Source organism: Sphingomonas hankyongi, assembly GCF_023516575.1.
Taxonomy (GTDB): domain Bacteria; phylum Pseudomonadota; class Alphaproteobacteria; order Sphingomonadales; family Sphingomonadaceae; genus Sphingomicrobium; species Sphingomicrobium hankyongi.
This window is the reverse complement of record NZ_JAMGBE010000003.1, coordinates 217,202-234,274: the sequence shown is the minus strand read 5'-3', so window position 1 is coordinate 234,274 and position 17,073 is coordinate 217,202. Positions and strand designations below refer to the sequence as shown.

At 62.2% G+C, this 17,073-nt stretch carries 13 protein-coding genes and 1 tRNA gene; 2 read left to right on the top strand and 12 right to left on the bottom strand.

The window, feature by feature from the left end; genetic code table 11:
• Window positions 1-5 precede the first annotated feature (5 nt).
• Window positions 6-1,322 (top strand): dicarboxylate/amino acid:cation symporter, encoded by a 1,317-nt coding sequence (locus tag LZ538_RS09600; RefSeq protein WP_249831799.1) that lies wholly within the window; start codon window positions 6-8, stop codon window positions 1,320-1,322.
• Here LZ538_RS09600 and LZ538_RS09595 read toward each other — a convergent pair.
• Together LZ538_RS09595 and LZ538_RS09590 are read right to left on the bottom strand one after the other, a co-directional pair.
• Window positions 1,319-2,563, bottom strand: coding sequence for a M24 family metallopeptidase (locus LZ538_RS09595; RefSeq protein WP_249831798.1), 1,245 nt, complete (start codon window positions 2,561-2,563; stop codon window positions 1,319-1,321). The two genes, LZ538_RS09600 and LZ538_RS09595, sit on opposite strands and share 4 nt — an antisense overlap.
• The gene (locus tag LZ538_RS09590; protein WP_249831797.1) at window positions 2,560-3,369 is read right to left on the bottom strand and encodes an agmatinase family protein; all 810 of its coding nucleotides are present in this window, start codon (window positions 3,367-3,369) and stop codon (window positions 2,560-2,562) included. The genes LZ538_RS09595 and LZ538_RS09590 overlap by 4 nt, the downstream gene beginning before the upstream one ends.
• Before the next feature lie 61 nt (window positions 3,370-3,430).
• Here LZ538_RS09590 and LZ538_RS09585 point away from each other — a divergent pair, with 61 nt between their 5' ends.
• A complete protein-coding gene (locus LZ538_RS09585) occupies window positions 3,431-4,711 on the top strand; it encodes a multidrug effflux MFS transporter (RefSeq protein WP_249831796.1) in 1,281 nt (426 codons plus the stop codon).
• 107 nt (window positions 4,712-4,818) lie between these two features.
• Here the strand turns inward: LZ538_RS09585 and recA are convergent, their stop codons facing one another.
• The 10 genes from recA to LZ538_RS09535 form a co-directional block, all read right to left on the bottom strand.
• Window positions 4,819-5,901: a recombinase RecA gene (recA, locus tag LZ538_RS09580; protein WP_249831795.1), complete on the bottom strand. Its 1,083-nt coding sequence runs from the start codon at window positions 5,899-5,901 to the stop codon at window positions 4,819-4,821.
• Window positions 5,902-6,036: 135 nt separating this feature from the next.
• A complete protein-coding gene (locus tag LZ538_RS09575) occupies window positions 6,037-7,194 on the bottom strand; it encodes a metal-dependent hydrolase family protein (RefSeq protein WP_347402770.1) in 1,158 nt (385 codons plus the stop codon).
• Window positions 7,195-7,329: 135 nt separating this feature from the next.
• The gene (gene clpP, locus LZ538_RS09570) at window positions 7,330-7,986 is read right to left on the bottom strand and encodes an ATP-dependent Clp endopeptidase proteolytic subunit ClpP (protein WP_249831794.1); all 657 of its coding nucleotides are present in this window, start codon (window positions 7,984-7,986) and stop codon (window positions 7,330-7,332) included.
• Between the two features lie 127 nt (window positions 7,987-8,113).
• Complete coding sequence (locus tag LZ538_RS09565) at window positions 8,114-11,047, bottom strand: TonB-dependent receptor (protein WP_249831793.1); 2,934 nt, start codon at window positions 11,045-11,047, stop codon at window positions 8,114-8,116.
• Between the two features lie 134 nt (window positions 11,048-11,181).
• Complete coding sequence (locus LZ538_RS09560) at window positions 11,182-12,126, bottom strand: glycosyltransferase family 2 protein (RefSeq protein ID WP_249831792.1); 945 nt, start codon at window positions 12,124-12,126, stop codon at window positions 11,182-11,184.
• 100 nt (window positions 12,127-12,226) lie between these two features.
• Window positions 12,227-13,873: a trigger factor gene (tig, locus tag LZ538_RS09555; RefSeq protein WP_249832200.1), complete on the bottom strand. Its 1,647-nt coding sequence runs from the start codon at window positions 13,871-13,873 to the stop codon at window positions 12,227-12,229.
• Between the two features lie 59 nt (window positions 13,874-13,932).
• Window positions 13,933-14,017, bottom strand: a tRNA-Leu gene (locus tag LZ538_RS09550).
• 326 nt (window positions 14,018-14,343) lie between these two features.
• A complete protein-coding gene (locus LZ538_RS09545) occupies window positions 14,344-14,979 on the bottom strand; it encodes a hypothetical protein (protein WP_249831791.1) in 636 nt (211 codons plus the stop codon).
• A gap of 11 nt (window positions 14,980-14,990) precedes the next feature.
• On the bottom strand, window positions 14,991-16,214 hold the full coding sequence (locus LZ538_RS09540) for a M48 family metalloprotease (protein WP_249831790.1): 1,224 nt from the start codon (window positions 16,212-16,214) through the stop codon (window positions 14,991-14,993).
• Entirely contained in the window at window positions 16,214-17,011 is a 798-nt protein-coding gene (locus LZ538_RS09535) for a hypothetical protein (RefSeq protein ID WP_249831789.1), read from the bottom strand. Before LZ538_RS09535 ends, LZ538_RS09540 begins: the two co-directional genes overlap by 1 nt.
• Window positions 17,012-17,073 lie beyond the last annotated feature (62 nt).

Here is a 17,073-nt window from a genome sequence, read left to right as displayed (position 1 = left end):
GAAGCATGGCCAAGAAGTTGACCAGGTTCATCCTGCTTGCGCTTTTGCTCGGCGTTATTGCCGGGTGGGCAATCAATGCCGCGATCGACGACGGCACGCCAGAAAGCGCCGCCAGGCTCAAGCAGATCGCGGAATATCTGAGCATCGTAACGGCATTGTTCCTGCGGCTCATCAAGATGATCATCGCGCCCCTCGTGTTTTCGACCCTCGTCGCGGGCATCGCGCACATGGGCGACATCGCCGCGCTCGGCCGCGTCGGAGTGCGTTCGATCACATGGTTTATCCTCGCAAGCCTCGTGTCGTTGACGCTGGGCCTCCTTCTCGTGAACCTGCTACAGCCCGGTGTCGGGCTGAACCTACCCCTCCCCGCTGCAACGGCTGCCAGCGGCGTCGAGACCGCTGGGTTCAATCTCAAGGATTTCGTTACCCACCTCGTCCCGGCGTCGATCTTCGACGCGATGGCCAACAACGAAATCCTGCCGATCGTCATCTTTTCGATCTTCTTCGGCGTTGCGCTGACCGCAGTCGGGGAACGCGGAATGCCGATCGTCCGCGGCGTCGAAGCCCTCGTCAAAGTCATGCTGCAAATCACGGATTACGTGATGCGCTTTGCGCCTTTCGCAGTATTCACGGCCGTGACCAGCGCGCTTGCCGAGAGCGGGCCGGGCATCATTGCCACGCTCGGAAAGTTTGTAGGCAGTTTCTATCTCGGCCTCGCGATCCTTTGGCTGTTCCTCATCGGAGCGGCGTTCGTGATCGTCGGTCCCCGCACACGCCACCTCGTCCGATACATTCGCGATCCGATCGTCCTCGCTTTCTCGACCGCGTCGAGCGAGGCTGCCTACCCGCGCACGTTAGAGGCGCTCGACCGTTTCGGGGTGCCCCCGCGCATCGCGAGCTTCGTCCTTCCGCTCGGCTACTCGTTCAATCTCGACGGTTCGATGATGTACATGACCTTCGCGACGATCTTCATCGCGCAGGCTTACGGCATCGACCTCAGCATGGGGCAGGAAATCACCATGCTGCTGGTCCTGATGATCACCTCGAAGGGAATGGCCGGCGTGCCGCGGGCGAGCCTGGTGGTGATCGCGGCGACCATGTCCATGTTCAACATTCCGGAAGCGGGCCTGCTGCTGATTCTCGCAGTCGATCACTTCCTTGACATGGGCCGTTCAGCAACCAACGTGGTCGGCAACGCAGTCGCGTCGAGCGTCGTCGCGCGTTGGGAAGGTGAGCTGGACGAGGAGGAGCCTGCCGACATCGAACCGCCGCATGCGCCTTCGCACGTGCAGCGTACAGGCAAGATCGAAGACCACTTCTAGTCGAACGGACGATCGATGCTCGGCGGAGGCGTGGTGAAGAACTTCGGCCCGTCGGCAGTGATGTGGAAGCAGTCCTCAAGCCGGATGCCGAATTTTCCGGGGATGTAGATGCCCGGCTCGTTGGAGAAGCACATGCCAGGCGCCAAGGGCGTCGTCTCACCGTGCACAAGGTTGATCGGCTCGTGCACTTCCATGCCGATCCCGTGCCCGGTTCGATGCGACGTTCCCGGCAACTTGTAACGCGGACCGTAGCCCCAACTCTCGTAGGTGCCGCGAACAGCATCGTCGACGCTTCCCGCGGGTGCGCCAACCTTGGCCGCCGTCATCGCAATCTGCTGGCCACGGTGGACCTGGTCCCAGACCTTGCGCACTTCCGGCGACGGGTCTCCCACGACGAACGTGCGCGTGATGTCGGCCTGGTAACCGTGGACCGAGCATGTGCAGTCCAGCAGGACCACATCGCCGCGTTGGACCGTATGCGGCTGCTTGCTTCCGTGAGGATAAGCGGACGCTTCCCCGATCAGGACCAGCCCACCGTCATAAGCCCCGCCGAGTTTTTTCTGAGCCGCGGCAATGAGCCCATCGATTTCTGGTGGCGCCATTCCCACGCGTGTGCGCTGACCGGCATAGCGGAGTGAGGCCGCCATTATGTCGGCCGCCGCCTGCATCAACGCCAATTCGGTCGGCGACTTGATCATGCGCTGCGCCCGCACGACCGGGTTGGCGCTAACGATTGGAGCGCCGGAAAGCTGCTGCTTCAGCCGATCTTCGAGGAAGAAGCGGTTCGTTTCCTCAAATCCTACCGGCTCGCCGACGACCTTCCGTTCCTTGAGGAAATCGGCAACGAGCTTGAGGGGCTCCTCGTCCTCCTGCCACGTGCGGATTTCGGCCTTGACCGAGAGCATCTCCTCAATGCTCGGCCGCTCGAAGAAGGGTGTCACGACGATCGGGTCGCCCTCGGCGGGGATGACCACACCGGTCAGGCGTTCGCTGCGCCACCATTGGATGCCCGTATAGTAATCGAGGCTAGGACCGGATTCGATGAGGATCGCGCCGATACCCTTTTGCCGCATCATGTCGCGCGCCCTCGTGAGCCTCTGAAGTCGCTCGGCGCTGCTGATTGGCGGCGGAATCGGGATGGGCTTCAGCTCCTCCGCAGCCTGGGCAGCCAGGCGCCCGACGGGAAGCGTCGCCGCCGCCATTCCGGCAAGCATGGTCCTGCGCGACAGCCGTGCCCTCATCGTTCATCCCCCATTGCCAGTGCGGCAAGCTCCTTGACCAACTTGGCCGCAACTACCGCCGTGACTCCGTTCACGTCTCGCGTCGGATTATATTCGACAACGTCAGCGCCAACGATCGGTCCGGACACCCGATGGAGCACCGACAGGATGTCGCGCACAGTAAGCCCGCCTGGCTCGTGATGCGACACGCCGGGCGCGAATGCCGGGTCGAGCGCGTCGAGATCGATGCTGATGTACAGAGGGGCGTCCGGGATCGGCACGCGTTCCGGGTTAAAGTCGCGCATCTCGATGACCTCGACGCCGAAGCGTTCGGCCTGCACGCGGCAGTGACGGTTGAGCGTTCGGATCCCCACTTGCACCAGCCGGGAAGCATGGCCGCCCTCCATAATTCGCGCGAAGGGCGATGCATGGCTCAGCGGATCGCCTCCGAAGTCGTCGTACAGGTCGGGGTGAGCGTCGAAATGCAGGATGTTGATGGGACCGCAGGCAGCCGCAATTCCCGCGACAGTTGGGAAACTGATCATGTGATCGCCGCCGATGAAAATCGGAACCGAGCCGCTACCAGCCGCGCGTTCCGCAGCGGTGCGGATGCGTTCGAAATCTCCCTCGCCTTCGTCGAGCGGCAGGTCGCCACTGTCCTCAATGCGGATGTCTTCGCCAAGCTCGGCCCCGGATTCTGTCGCCATGTTGCCGTGCTCGGATGCGAGCGCCGCGCGAACGGCTGACGGAGCTTGAGCCGGCCCGCGCAGAAAAGAAGAATGGCTATCGGTCGGCAATCCGATGAGGCGGATCGTCTTCGAATTCACTTGCTCACCCCCTGCTTCTCTCTTGCATGGCGCGCGCTCCTACGCCAGCAGGCACGCCCTCATGCCTTTCGAGATTGCTCATCCACCCGGGACCACCCGTCGGCCCGGCACACGCGAGATGACCGCGCTGCTTGCGGGTCTCATGGCGCTGAACGCGCTCGCCATCGATGCGATGATCCCGGCCCTTCCGGACATCGGGCGCTCGCTGCACGTCGCAGCGGACAACGACCGTCAGCTGGTCGTTATCGCTTATTTCATCGGCTTCGCTTCCACTCAACTCCTCTGGGGACCGCTCGCCGACCGATTTGGGCGCAAGCCGATCCTGGCGGCGGGAGTGATCCTATATGGTCTGTTTGCGTCGCTCTGCGCATTCGCGGGCAGCTTCCCTCTGCTGATCGCGGGCCGGGTCGCGATGGGAGCTTCGGCCGCAGTTACCCGTGTCCTCGTGGTCGCCATGGTACGCGACCTGTTCGAAGCGGAAGCGATGGCCAGGGTGATGAGCCTTGTCTTCATGGTCTTCATGCTGGTCCCGGTGCTCGCACCGAACATCGGCCAGGCCATCCTGCTCGTCGCGTCGTGGCGAGCAATCTTCATGGTACTGGCTGGTTACGCCATCATGATGTTGATCTGGTCGTGGGTGCGTCTCCCCGAGACGCTACATCCCGAATTCAGAAGATCGCTCAATTGGCGCGAAGTCGGAGGTGCCGCTTGGCAGACCCTGCGCGAGCCGCAATCCCGCGGGTACACCCTGGCGCTGACGGTCACTTTCGCCTGCCTCGTCGCTTATATTTCCTCCGTCCAGCAGATCGTCTTCGATTATTTCCGCACCCCTCACCTAATCGGGCTCGTATTCGCCGCGATCGCGGCGCCGATGGCGCTTGCGTCCTGGACCAACTCCCGCGTTGTCGGACGCTTCGGTCTCCGTCGGGTGGGTCACACGGCGGCGGTGGCGTTCGCAATGGTCGTGCTGACGCACGCCGCGATTGCCTTGTCCGGGCATGAGAGCCTGCCGGTCTTCATCGTGCTGCAATCGCTGGCGATGTGCTGCTTCGCTTTCACGTCATCGAATCTCGGCACGCTCGCGATGGAGCATATGGCGCCGATCGCCGGCACAGCATCATCGGTCCAGGGGGTGGTCGGGACAATTGGAGCGGCCGTAGTCGGCTTCCTGATTGGCCGATCTTTCGATGGTACCGCTACACCCTATTTGGTCGGAACAGCGATTTGCGCCTCGCTCGCGCTGATGCTCATTGTCCTCACTGAACCTCGCAAGCTGTTCGCGCCGATCCAGGTCGACACGAGCGCAGATCCGACGCCCTTGATGCCCGACGATCTCTGCTAGGAAGCAGGGAGACGGCGGACGAGCGAAGGGATAGTCCCGTCCACCGCCGGGGAGCCTCTCAAAACCTTAATATTACAGTCGCAGTCAGCGTGCCGCCCTGACGGCCCCTACTCGACGGCGATATCGTCGTCGTCGGAAACGCCGCTCATCAGTGCCTCGCCGACCTCTTCGGTCCGGCCGCGGATCGCATTCTCGATCCGTTGAGCGATGTCGGGGTTCTCCTTGAGATAGGTCTTGGCGTTCTCACGACCTTGGCCGATCCGCACCGAGTCATAACTGAACCAGGAGCCCGATTTCTCGATCAGGCCGGCCTTCACGCCGAGATCGAGGGTCTCGCCGACCTTGCTCACCCCTTCACCGTACATGATGTCGAACTCGACCTGCTTGAAAGGCGGCGCGACCTTGTTCTTGACCACCTTCACGCGCGTCGCGTTGCCGACGATTTCGTCCCGGTCCTTGATCTGGCCGGTGCGGCGGATGTCGAGGCGGACCGAGGCGTAGAATTTCAGCGCATTGCCGCCGGTCGTGGTCTCCGGATTGCCGTACATGACACCGATCTTCATGCGCACCTGGTTGATGAAGATGACCGTGCAGCGAGAGCGGCTGATCGATCCCGTGAGCTTGCGGAGCGCCTGGCTCATGAGGCGCGCCTGTAGGCCGACATGGCTATCCCCCATCTCGCCTTCGATTTCGGCGCGAGGGACCAAGGCCGCAACCGAATCCACCACCAGCACGTCGATCGCATTCGAACGAACCAAAGTGTCGACAATCTCGAGCGCCTGCTCGCCCGTGTCGGGTTGCGAGACGATCAGCTCATCGATGTCGACCCCAAGCTTCCGAGCGTAGACCGGGTCCAGCGCATGCTCCGCGTCGACGAATGCAGCTGTGCCTCCGTTCTTCTGCGCTTCGGCGATCGCATGCAGCGCCAGCGTCGTCTTGCCCGAGCTCTCCGGCCCATAGATTTCGACGATCCGCCCACGCGGCAGGCCGCCAACGCCGAGTGCGATGTCGAGGCCCAGGCTGCCGGTCGAGGTGGTTTCGATCTCGATTTTCTCGCGGCTGCCCAGCTTCATCGCAGAGCCCTTGCCGAACGCACGATCGATCTGGGCGAGCGCCGCCTCGAGCGCCTTCTGACGATCCATGCCTGAGCTATCCAATCCGCTGCCGATGACTTTAAGCTGCGCTGCCATGTCCCCTGTCTCCGTTCAAGCATCAATCGATGACGGTGATGATCCGCCGGTTGAAGCAACTACGTATCCTATTCGTTCCTGTAGAACAATAGGAGAACATCATGCTTCGTCGACATAGCCGGCCGTTCGTCTGAGCTAGCGGACCAGACGCCCTTCTTTCATGACGGCCTGAACATGCTCAAGCGTGCGGATGTCGGTCAGAGGTTCGCCTTTGACAGCGACTAGATCGCCATAGGCGCCTGCCGCAAGCGTTCCCACCTGCCCCTCTTTTCCCAGAGCCTTGGCCGCTTCAGTCGTGGCGGACTGGATCGCCTGCATTGGCGTCATCCCATAGCGCACCATGTAAGCGAACTGGTGCCCGCCGAGCCCATAGGGATATACCGCCGCGTCGGTGCCGAAAGTCATCTTTGCGCCAGCCTTCACCGCTGCTGTGAACCCGCGGCGCTGCACGTCCGTCGTCTCGCGATTCTTGCGCAGATACTCGGCGGGCCAGCCCTCCCTGGTGCCAACCTCCTCGATCCAATCGCCATTGTAGATGTCCATGTCGAGCCACACGCCATGCCTCTTGGCGAGTTCTATCCCCTCGGCATCGAGGAAACTGGCATGCTCGATCGTGCGGACGCCAGCGCGGATGGCCGCCTTGATCCCTTCCGCCCCGTGCGCATGGGCGATGCAGTAGGAGCCGTGCGCCTTGGCTTCATCGCAGGCGGCCTTCATCTCCGCCGGAGTCAGCTCGATCGCTCCGGGCACGCCCCCCAACGTCAGTACAGCGCCGGTGGCGATCAGCTTGATGAAGTCGGCGCCATGTTCAAGCAGGTAGCGCGTCCGCTTTTGCGCCTCGGCCGCATTGCGCACCTCGCCCAGTCTGAATTCGGCGGGCGTTGGCACTTTGGGCCCGGCCACTGACCCGCCGCCGCCTGGAATGGTGATGTAGGCGCCCGCGACGAACATCCGCGGTCCTTCGACTTCGCCGGCGTTGATGGCGTCGCGAAGGGAAACGTCAGTGAGACCGCGATAGACCCCGACGTCGCGCACTGTCGTGAATCCGGCGCGAAGCATGGCCTTCGCCGCCGGCACCGCTTTCAATATGGTGGCAGCTTCCCTGTGCTTGAGCGGGTCGGTCGGATCGCTGCTGCCGACCGAGCCGTCGGCGATATGGGTGTGGAGGTCGATCAGCCCCGGCAGCACGGTGTAGCTCGACCAGTCGACGGCAGCGGGCCCGTCGGCGCTTTGCCATGCAGTCACCGAGGCTATCTTTCCATCGACGATATGGATGCGCCGGTCAGACAACACCGTCGCCGATACAGGATCAATCAACCTGCCCGCGCGCACGTCAACGGAGTCAGCTGCTGCAGCTGCCGAAACCGAAAAAGCTGCGCCTGCGAGCAGCGTCTTCAGGAAAGTTACGATCGCCCCCTCCCCCGCTGCTTAGGCCGGCGTGACTTCCCCGGCTCCGGTGCCGCTGTCGTCGCCAGCGTCGGGCCGCTTGTCGAAGACCTCGTCGATGATCCCAAAGGCTTTCGCTTCGTCAGCCTCCAGGAACTTGTCGCGATCCATCGCCTTCTCGATCTCTTCGAGCGACTGACCAGTGTACTTTGAATAAAGCTCATTCAGCCGCTGCCGCATGCGGAGGATCTCGCGGGCCTGGATCTCGATGTCGGCGGCCATGCCTTGGGCGCCGCCCGAGGGCTGGTGGACCATGATCCGGCTGTTGGTCAGCGCAACGCGCATTCCAGGCTCACCCGCGGCGAGAAGGAAACTGCCCATCGACGCCGCCTGCCCGATGCACACGGTGCTGATCTTGGGCCGGATGTATTGCATGGTATCGTGGATCGCGAGCCCGGCAGTGACCACGCCGCCCGGGCTATTGATGTACATGAAGATGTCCTTCTTCGGATTCTCGGACTCAAGGAACAGGAGCTGAGCGGTCACCAGCGAGGCCATGTGGTCCTCGATTGCCCCCGTGATGAAGACGATCCGCTCGCGAAGCAGCCGTGAATAAATGTCGAAGCTGCGCTCGCCCCGGTTGGACTGCTCGATAACGATTGGGACGAGCTGCGAAACGATGTCCTGATGGTCGATCACGGGGAGAAGGTCCTTTGTTGATTGAGCCACCTACATCGGCGCGATTTCGCGAAGGTTCAAGGCGGCAGAAAAAAGGAAAGGGCGGCCCGGTATGACCGAACCGCCCCTCCCTTTTAAGTGCTGGCGTTCAGTATTTCACTGCGACGCGAGCATAATAGTAACGGCCCGGAACATCATAAGTGGTCGGGTCGAAGTTATTAAGGCTGCAGGTGATGCACCCCGGCGGATCCAGATTGAACAGATTGTTGATGCCGAGCGCGAAGCCAAGTTCGCTGAGCGGGCCGAATTTCGGCGTCCAGCGGCCCTGGATGTCGGTGTAGAAACGGGCATTCATTTTCGCGCTCGGTGCATTCGCACCGTTCGGGAATTCCTTCACGCCTGAAATATAGCGGCCGGTAAGGGTCGCACCGAAGTCCATTCCGTTCCAGTCGACGATCGCGATCGCCTTGTGCGCCGGGAAGGCCTGATCTGGGCTGCCTTGCTCCGTCCCTTCACGGCTGATCACGTCCGAACCGTCCTCAGTCGGCACGATGATGTTGTAGTTGAACAGGAAACTGTTGTTCAACGTGAACCCAACCGTGCCCCAGCTCGCGGGCGCAGTCCGGTAAGCGAGGTTCAGATCAAGCCCGCTGGTCTCGATCGCGTTGATGTTCTGCAGCGTTCCGTTGATGCTCGCGATCTGCCCCGTGACGGTGCGATTGACTAGGCTGCACGCCAGCGGGTCGAGAGTTGCAACGCAGCGATCGAGCGTCTGCGCGAACGGCGAGAAAATCGCGTTCTTGATCTTGATGTGGTAATAATTGGCTTCGATCGAGAAACGCGGGACAGCCGCCGGACTGACGACCACGCCGACATTCCAGCCGTTGGATTTCTCTGGCTCCAACTCGGGGTTGCCTACCGTAAACACAGGCCTTTGCGGGTTGTCTTGCTCATAGGTTGCCAGATCCGCCAACGGCAGCGCGGCGAAGATCGTCTGGCAGTTCGCAAGGATCTGGCCCGTCGGGTTCGCGCTGGCGTTGCACGGATCGGTCAGCGACTGATCGAAACGCGACCTGCCGCCGAACAACTCACCGATGGTCGGCGCGCGGAAACCCTGTGAATAGGAGCCGCGCAACCGCACTTCCGGCACAGGCTTGTAGTTGATGCCTCCCTTGAAGGTCGTCGTCGAGCCCGAGATCGAATAGTCGGAGAAACGGACGGCGCCGTTAAGCTCCAGTAAGTTGATCAGGTAGCGATCAGCCAGAAGCGGCGCATTCAACTCGAGGTACGCTTCGTCGATATTATATTCGCCGTGCGTCGGCTCGGCCGGGATATCGGAGCCCTCGCCGGCGGCAACCACGGGATCCGGGTCGAAGCGGCCCTTCTGGTTGCGGTGCTCGACGCCGAACGCGACGCCAAGAGGTCCGCCCGGCAACTCGGCGATGGTGCCCGACACGTTGGCAGTCACACCCCACAAAGTCTGCTCGCTGCTGTCGTTCTGCTCGAAGTTGATCCAGTCGAGCATCCCCTGGGTAACCGACCCTACGCCGCCGAAGAAGTTGAACGGCAGGCAGCCCGGCGTCGCGTTACACACGGCAACCGGACCGAGTGCTGTCTTCAGGTGAGCCGCGTTGATATTGCCGAGCATCGTCTGCTTGGCCTTGTTGTGCCCATAGAGGACGTTGACATCCCAGAACCAATCGTGGCCCGCCAGGCCGAACTTACCGTCAACGGTGCCCGACCCGTAATAGGTGTCCACTTTCTGCTCGAACCGGCGCGGACCATTTTCCACCAACCGACGGAAGAAAACGCTGTAATTGCCTGCGATCGGGTCAGAATTGAGCGTCACCCCAAATGGATTGAAGGGGTTCGTCACATCCACATTGATGGTGTCGAGGAGGTTCTGGTTGGCCGCGTCGAAACCGATGCCGAGCGGCAGCGGCGCCGCCTGGTTCTTGGACTCGCGGTGGTTGTAGGAGAACTTGGCCGAGGCGTTGATGTCTGCCGTCAGTTCCTGCCGGACGTTCGCGAATCCACCATACCTTTTCAGCGGCGTCAGAATGTAATTGTACGGCGCGAAGTTGAACCGGTCAGCTGCCGTGAACGGCTTATAGTCCGTGTTCGGGTTAGTGAGGAAGTCAGGCGAGTAGATCGGAACACGGCCGATCACAGGCGCTTTGAGGGTGATCGACGCAACATCGCTCGAGGTCAGGAACGATTGTGTCGGATCCCTCAACAGGATCAAACGTGCAAGCGGCGTGTAACTGCTGCAGCCGCCCTGAAGACAGGAAGTCTGATAAGGCGCCGGAAAGGCGGAAATGGCCCGATCGGCAGCGAGAATTGGATCCTGCTTCACGAAGTTTGCGCCGACCACGACCTGCGTCGGGCCGCCGATGCCGTTGCCCCAGCTCAGCTGATAATTCTGGCTGAACCCGTCGCCTTCATCGAGGTACTTGCCGAGCTGCGCGGAGGCATTGAAACCGCGCTGGCCCTTCTTCGTGATGATGTTCACCACGCCCGCAATCGCGTCGGAACCGTAAATGGCCGATGCGCCGTCGAGGAGCACCTCCACCCGCTCGATCATCGATTCCGGGATGGAGTTGACGTCTACCGCACCCGGGACGCCGCTGGCAGAAGCGCCAGGCACGAAGCGAAGGCCGTCAACCAGCACGAGGGTGCGCTGAGATCCGAGATAGCGGAGATCGACGTCGGCAGCGCCCGCGCCTACGCCCTGCCCGTTCGGCGGGTTGCCCGCGTTGCCCGAAAGATTGACCTTTCCATTGAGACCGCCCGCTGCGCTCGGAAGACGCTGCAGCACTTCGTTCACCGAGTTGAGACCCGTCTTCTGGATGTCGGACTGGTCGACGAAAGTGACCGGCGAATCCTGCGACAGCGGGTCGCGACGGATGCGCGAACCGGTAATGACGATCTCGCCTTGCGCCGTCCGCTCGTTCGACGTCGATGCCTGCGCGTTCTGAACGTCGGGCGGGGGAAGCGTGCTTTCCGGCTGCGCCTGCGCCGCGGCTGCGACAAGTGCCGTCAATGCTGCGCTGGAGCGCAGCGCGACCGTAAGTAATGACATGAATTCCCCCTTAAAGAACCGTTCGCGGCCCTGCCCCGATTGGACCCCGTCAACAGCTTTAAATTAGGGAGATTGCTGCCGGAAGCCGGAAGTGTCACTGAGGTGACACATTTCCGGCGAGTGATGCAATTCGTCTACACTTGGCTCCCGCGGGGGGCGGGCAAAGCCAAATATGCCAGCCGCCGGATTTCGCGACGCCCGCGCGTTACCGTGTCCAGGATCAAGCCCGCAAAAAAGCACAGTACTGCAATGACGGTCATTCCGGTGACGAGGATGGCAGTCGGAAAGCGCGGCACCAGGCCGGTGTTTAGGTAAGTGACCACCAAAGGGATCGCGAGAACGATTGCAGCCGCCAGGAGCAAGGCTCCGATGCTGCCGTAGAAGAGCACCGGCCGCTCGACCCGATACAAGGTCGCGATCGTTTTCAGGATTCGCCACCCGTCCCCGAAGGTCGAAAGCTTGGACTCAGATCCTTCCGGGCGGGCCGCGTAGACGGTTTCGACTTCGCCGACCGGCATCCGCAATTCTAGCGCATGGACGCTCATCTCCGTCTCGATTTCGAAGCCGGAGGACAGCACCGGAAAGCTTTTCACGAAGCGCCGCGAGAAGACCCGATATCCGGAGAATATGTCGCTGAAGCTACGCCCGAAAAGGCCTGACAGAAGACCGGTAAAGAGCTTGTTTCCGAGCACATGACCGCCGCGATAGGCGGTCTTTTCCTCGTGCTTTCGGGTTCCGACCACCATGTCGAGCTCTTCCGCCAGGAGCATCTCGACCATCGCCGGAGCGGCATTTGGGTCATAGGTCAGATCGCCGTCAGCCATGATGTAAACGTCGGCATCGATGTCGGCGAACATCCGCCGTACCACATGACCCTTGCCCTGCTGACGCTCGGTGCGGACGACCGCACCAGCCTGCGCCGCAACGTCGCGGGTCCGGTCGCGACTGTTATTGTCGTAGACGTAGATGATTGCACCGGGCAGCGCTGCCAGGAACCCGCTGACGGTCGCTCCGATCGCCGCTTCCTCATTGTAACAGGGGAGCAGGACGGCAATGCGCGGTGAAATATCAGTAATCATCAGCCCCCAAACCCGTTCGGGCTGAGCCTGTCGAAGCCCTGCCGTCCCCCTTGTTAGAAAGAAGAACAGCCTTTCGACAAGCTCAGGGCGAACCTACCGGCTACTTCTTCTTGGCAGGCGCCTTCTTGGTGGAGGTCTTAGCCTTGGCTTCGACCTTCGTTGGTGCAGTAGCCTTCTTGGCGGCAGGTTTCGCTTCGGCCATCGCCGGCTTGGCTTCCGCCTTCTTGGCGGCCGGCTTGCCTTCCGGCGCGTCCTTCAGGGGCTTGGCAGCCTTCGGCTTGTCGGCGGTCTTCTCAACCGGGCCCTTGGCCGGCTGTTCCGGTTCAGCAGCTTTCGCCTTGCCTTTGGCGGCCTTCTTGGCGGGCTTTGCCTTTGCCTCGGGCACGTCGTGTCCGCAGCCCGGCCCATGCACATGGCCTTCCTCGCTCTCGAGATCGGCTTCAAGCTCCGAGCGCGTCGCCTTGCGGTCAGTGATTTCCGCCTTTGAGAATAGGAAGTCTACGACCTTATCCTCGTAGAGAGGGGCACGGAGCTGTGCCGCGGCCATCGGCTGCTGCTGGATGTAGCGGATGAATGCCTCGCGGTCCTTGCCCTGATATTGCGACGCAGCCTGCGCAACCAGGCGGTTCATCTCCTGATCGGTGACCTGTACGCCATTCGCTGCGCCAATTTCCGACAAGAGGAGGCCAAGCCGCACGCGACGCTCGGCAATGTCGCGATACTCGGCTGCATCTTGCTCTATCTCGGCCAGTGCCGCCTGCGGATCGGCCTCGTGGCTTGCCTCGTGCCGAAGCTGGTTGAGAATATTCTGATACTCCGCCTCGACCATCGACTCCGGCACCTGGAAATCGTGGCGCTCGGCGAGCTGGTCGAGAAGGCGACGCTTCATATGCGTACGCGTCAGGCCGTTGAGCTCCTGAGTCTGCTGATCACGCAAGACCTCGCGCAGCTTGTCCAGGCTCTCCAGGCCCAGCGTCTTTGCGAACTCGTCGTCTATCGCATTCTCGCCGGCGGTCTTCACCGTCTTTACCGTCACAGCGAAGGTCGCTGCCTTGCCCTTCAGATCTTCCGCCGGATAATTCTCCGGGAAGGTCACCTTAACGTCACGCTTGTCGCCAGCCTTGGCGCCGACCAGCTGGTCCTCGAAGCCGGGAATCAATCGGCCCGAACCAAGCTCAATCTGCATGTCCTCGCCAGTGCCGCCCGGGAATTCCTTCCCATCTACGGAACCTACAAAATCCATCACGGCAAGGTCACCGATGGCAGCTGCATGCTTCTTCGGAGCCTCGGTCCAGCGCTTGGACTGGGCCGCAAGCTGCTGCAGCTGCTCGTCCACGGCCTTATCGTCGGGCTCGACCGTCAACCGCTCGATCTTCAGATTGCCAATTTGTGGGGTGGGGACATCGGGAAGTGCTTCAACGCGGACCTCGATCTCCGCATCCTGCCCGGGCTTATACTCGTCTTTGAGCGCGACTTCCGGCTGGAGCGCAGGACGCACATTCTGCTCCTGCAGCAGCTGCTGAACACCTTCCTGGACCGCAGTATTCAGCGCCTCGGCCTGGATCTGATCGCCATGCATCTTGCGAATGAGGTTCGGCGGCACCTTGCCGGGACGGAAGCCGGGCATCCGGACCTGCGGCGCAAGGCGCTTCACTTCCTTGTCGACCCGCGCCTCGATGTCCTCGGCGGGAATGGTCAGCATAAAGGCGCGCTTCAGGCCCTGATTTTCGGTCTCAACGGTCTTGATCACTGCAATCTTCCCACAAAGAATTCTGAAAGCAGCCATTCCCGCGCCAGGCGCGGAGATGGTGCGCGCGGAGGGACTCGAACCCCCACATCTTGCGATACTGGAACCTAAATCCAGCGCGTCTACCAGTTCCGCCACGCGCGCGCGGCCGCAAAATTGCGGCGCACACGCCTATCCAACGGACAGGCGAGAACCGCAAGCGGGCCTATAGCAAGGATCGGCCGCCGGGCAAGCCGCAGGGCTGCAACTCTTTCAATCGCAAGCCGTTGCCCATGCGAGGAGAAATTATCGATGCAGCAATTGCCGCCCTTCCCTGACACGCCGAGCAATCCGGAACCGATCGAACCCTCGCAGCCAGGTCAGCCGACGCCGGCACCCCAGGAAACGCCGCCGCAGGGGCCTGACGTCGACGTGCCGTCGCCGTCGACGCCGGGGACAGATCCGCCGACGACCCCTATTTCTCCGGTCGGCTAGCCCCGCCGCAGCCTGGCGGAACCGACGATCGCTTCGAAGTCCGGCAGCACGTCGTTGAAATAGTGCGAACGCGCCGCGTCCACGAGGATCATGTAAAGCCGGCCGTCGATCACTGCGCCAACGACGCGGCCCTTGCGCCACAGCTCGTCGCCGTCGAGATGCTCATAGTCGTACTGGAAGCCGGGATAGCCGAGGAACTGCCGCGGCTGGAGCGAGAGCGTATGATATTCGAGCGCCCCGCCCTTCACGCGGAACAGGCTCTCGAGCATCGAGGCAATTTCCGGCGGAGTCATGTTCGAGCGGAACGGCGGGACCTGCTGATTGTCGCTGCGGCGTTGGTAAAGCAGCGTCTTGTTGTTCTTCAGGCCGCTGACGAAGCTGATCCCGTCGAGATAGGGCCCGTTGAGCGTCCAGTCCTCGACCGCCGCGACATCGTAGAAATATTGGGCCCGCTGCCGATTCCATGGACGCGGCGGAGCGACAGACAGCTTGCCATCGCCCACCGACACGCGCTTCACCTGGATAGGCGTGTAGCTACTGATACCGTAGCCGCTGTCCTCTCCGAGCGTCGAACAGGCAGACAGGCCGATCGTTGCCGCCGCAGCGAGGCTCGCTTTCACCAAAGTCTTCATGGTCATTCCCCTCAGCCGGCCATCTGCCGCACCCAGGCGGCGTCGGGAGCGTTCGGCTTCATCGTCAGGTAGCGCGAGAAAGCTGCTTTCGCCTCGGCGGTCCGACCCGCCTTCAAAAGCTCGATCCCGTGCCAGCGGAAGGCGTCCGCGGGCGCATCCGGGTAGACGACGGCCGCCGCATAGCTCTGAGCCGCGCGGTCTTCGTCCCCGGGACGGTTCCTGAGCCGCCAGATCTCGCCTTCGTAGAAGCGGAGAAGTCCGTTCCAACCATCCTGCGCGAGCGTGTTGATGATGTACTGGCTCGCCCCGGGATCGTTGAGCTTGACCTGATCCTCGAGGAGCGTGGGGCGTATGTCGCCGATCGTCGCGAGGTAATGCTCCCGGCCAATCTCGTACCGGCGCCCAGGCTGCGTCACTTCGGTTGCAGAGATCCTGAGATCCGCTAGGCGCGAGTCCTCTGACGGGTGCGTATCGAACAGCGAGCCGTGGCGGCGGCTCTTTCGACGGTAGCGGGCGCTCGCTCGGTCTTCCCCGATCAGCTGGGCCCAGACATTCGCCATTTCCATTGGCTGGTAGCCGGCCTCTGCAATAAGCCTGGCGCCCATTGCGTCCGCTTCCGCTTCCATTCCGCGACTGTAAGCGAACAGCGACAGGATCGTGCCGAGCTGCGCTAGCTGCACATAATTGCCGAGGTAGACACCGCCTGCCGCGCCGCCGACGCCCGCAAGCATCGACCCGATCGCAAGCAGGTCCGTTTTGCGCCGCTGGTCGCGCCAGCTGCGAATCATGTGCCGGCGGAGGAAGTGACCCGATTCGTGCGCGATCACGCCCGCCAGCTGAGCCTCATTGCGCATTCGTAGCAGCAGGCCCGTGAACACCACCGCAAAGCCGGTCGGGAACATCATCGCGTTGAATTCGGGAACGTGCGCCAGGTAGATGCGAAAGTCCCGCGCGGCAGGCCCACCGACCTTGCCGATGAGATCGCGCAGATAGCCCGTCAGCTTGGGATCCTGGATCAGAAGGTTGGATCCGGAGATTTCCTCCTCGGCACGATCCATCAACTGCCAGATGCCCTGCTCGTCACGCTCAGTCGGCTTGAAACCCTTGCCGACGAGCGGAACCATGTCCGCCGGTCGAACGCGCGCCTGGGCAACACCGGTTGCGAGCGACGCTGCGGCGACCCCGCCACCGACGAGCAAAGAGCGGCGGCTCAACTGCGAGCACCGCGAGCGCATCAGTGCGTCTCCCCCTGGTCACCGCTCATCACGTGGCCCTTGCCAACGTCCTGGCCCGGCTTCATCCGGCCGAGCAGCCGATCGACCATCTGTTCCGCGCCCTTCTCGCTGCGCAGATCGCCGAAATCGATGCCCGGGACTTCGCTCTTCGCGAGAACGACGTTGAACCAGACCACCTCTCCGGTCTTCAGGTCGACGAGTCCGGCATAATCGAGCTGGCTCGCGCCGCCGATGTTCGGAGCGCAGAAGCCAACGAAGCACCCGGCAATGCCAAGCACGCCAAGCGCAACGCGACCGGTCGAGGCGACCTCGTCTTCCGCATGCATGAACAGGGCATAATCGTAGCCGGTCTTCTGACCGAGCCGAACCGCGTCTTCACCGAGCGTCCAGTCGAGCCCCTTGCCGCGCTTGGTAGGCAGATATTCGCCCAGATATTTGTGAAGGACGATGGATTGCCCGACAGCGTAGAAGAGACGTTCGACCTCGGCGACTTCCTGTTCGCCTACGCCCTCCAGCTGGTTCCGCCGGTCGAGGATCCTGACCTTACCGCCCTTGGTGCCCTGCTGGGCCCGAACCGCGTTGATGATATTGGTGCGGGCCTGATCGGTCCAATCGGCCCGAGGCTCCGGCATACCGCCGGTCGTGAGCGAGCTCACTTCGACATCCGGACGAAGCACTAGCAGCTTGTAATCACCCTGAGGCGGAGTGAACTGCACATCCGCATATTGCTTCATCTGCACGCACGCGCTCATCGGCACGCTCAGCCCTAGCGCAAGGGCAACACCCCACTTCCGCATCTGAAAACCTCCAGAGGGCGTCATACCACGCCCTTCCCCAGGATTTCACTGCGCCCGCTCTG

Coding starts and splice junctions, on each gene's coding strand:
- LZ538_RS09600 (WP_249831799.1), top strand. CDS start 6: ATGGCCAAGAAGTTGACCAGGTTCATCCTGCTTGCGCTTTTGCTCGGC.
- LZ538_RS09595 (WP_249831798.1), bottom strand. CDS start 2,563: ATGAGGGCACGGCTGTCGCGCAGGACCATGCTTGCCGGAATGGCGGCG.
- LZ538_RS09585 (WP_249831796.1), top strand. CDS start 3,431: ATGCCTTTCGAGATTGCTCATCCACCCGGGACCACCCGTCGGCCCGGC.
- recA (WP_249831795.1), bottom strand. CDS start 5,901: ATGGCAGCGCAGCTTAAAGTCATCGGCAGCGGATTGGATAGCTCAGGC.
- LZ538_RS09565 (WP_249831793.1), bottom strand. CDS start 11,047: ATGTCATTACTTACGGTCGCGCTGCGCTCCAGCGCAGCATTGACGGCA.
- LZ538_RS09560 (WP_249831792.1), bottom strand. CDS start 12,126: ATGATTACTGATATTTCACCGCGCATTGCCGTCCTGCTCCCCTGTTAC.
- LZ538_RS09545 (WP_249831791.1), bottom strand. CDS start 14,979: ATGAAGACTTTGGTGAAAGCGAGCCTCGCTGCGGCGGCAACGATCGGC.
- LZ538_RS09540 (WP_249831790.1), bottom strand. CDS start 16,214: ATGCGCTCGCGGTGCTCGCAGTTGAGCCGCCGCTCTTTGCTCGTCGGT.
- LZ538_RS09535 (WP_249831789.1), bottom strand. CDS start 17,011: ATGCGGAAGTGGGGTGTTGCCCTTGCGCTAGGGCTGAGCGTGCCGATG.